This is a genomic window from Mesorhizobium sp. M1E.F.Ca.ET.063.01.1.1, from assembly GCF_003998155.1.
GTDB lineage: Bacteria > Pseudomonadota > Alphaproteobacteria > Rhizobiales > Rhizobiaceae > Mesorhizobium.
Window position 1 is genome coordinate 1 of the sequence record NZ_RZSC01001214.1, and the last position, 1,112, is coordinate 1,112.

The following is a 1,112-nucleotide window of genomic DNA, read 5'->3' on the forward strand; positions in this document are numbered from 1 at the left end:
CGCCCTGGCAGTCGAGAGCGCGGTTTCCGCTGGTGATCTCGTCGTCTTCACCAACACCGCCGGTTACCAAATGGATTCGAATGAGAGTTCATTCCACCAAATTCCCTTACCAAGAAAGATTGCCGCTGTCCGGCGTTCGTCCGCATGGACGATCTTAGCCGACGAAATCCCTTCGCAAAGGAAGACCCCCCGTTGATAGTCGATAGCATTCTTGAAACCATTGGACGGACGCCCTTGCTGCAACTTCCTTTGCGAGGCGGTGAGGTCCAGCTTTTTATTAAGCTGGAAATGTTCAATCCTACTGGCTCGATGAAGGACCGGATGGCGTTGAGCATGGTCGACAACCTGCCTATCACGCAAGATAAGCCAACCATGGGAATTGTCGAATCTTCGTCAGGCAATACGGCCAGTGCGTTGGCTATGATCTCCGCCGTGCGTAGACTCGACTTCACTGCTCTCATGGACTCCCATGCAAGTCTCGACAAGATTCTTACTGTTCGTGCATTTGGCAGCAGTGTCCAAATCGTTGGCAACGACGACGGCGCACTGGCCACTGACCAGCGCGACGAGCAAGCTAGGCGGGTTGCCGTTGAAGAGGATGCTTACTGGACCGAACAGCACAACAATCCCGCCAACGCCGACGGCTACCGCGGGCTAGCGGCTGAGTTGCTAGAGGATCTCGGCCCGACAATCACGCATTTTGTTTCGGCCATCGGTACCGGCGGATCACTTTGCGGGACTGCCCGTCAACTGAGGCTGCATATCCCAGGTGTCCAGGTGATTGGCGTCGAACCCGCCGGAAGTATCATCTTTGGCGGTCACGGAGGGCAGTACCTTCAATCGGGTACAGGTACGCCTGAAGGGGCAAATGTGGGCATTGTGATCGATTACGATGTGATAGATCGGGGCCGAAAAATCGCGGACGACAAGGCTTTTTCGATATGCCACTACTTGGCGCAGAGGCACGGGCTGCTGGTCGGCGGCTCGACTGGCGGGGCGATCTACGAGGCTCTTGGCGTGGCCCGTGAAGCGCCGGTTGGATCATGCATCGTCACCCTGGCATGTGACAGTGGGACCAAGTACCTGGACACAATCTTCAATCAGGACTGGCT

1 protein-coding gene and 1 pseudogene are annotated in these 1,112 nt (G+C 56.2%); both read left to right on the forward strand.

Translation table 11 applies throughout. From position 1 onward, the window contains the following. Positions 1-196, forward strand: a pseudogene (locus EOA29_RS42500) (hypothetical protein); the annotation flags it as partial. Beyond that, on the forward strand, positions 193-1,112 hold a 920-nt coding region (locus EOA29_RS37370; RefSeq protein ID WP_210213230.1), incomplete at its 3' end, for a PLP-dependent cysteine synthase family protein. The pseudogene EOA29_RS42500 and the gene EOA29_RS37370, both read left to right, overlap by 4 nt.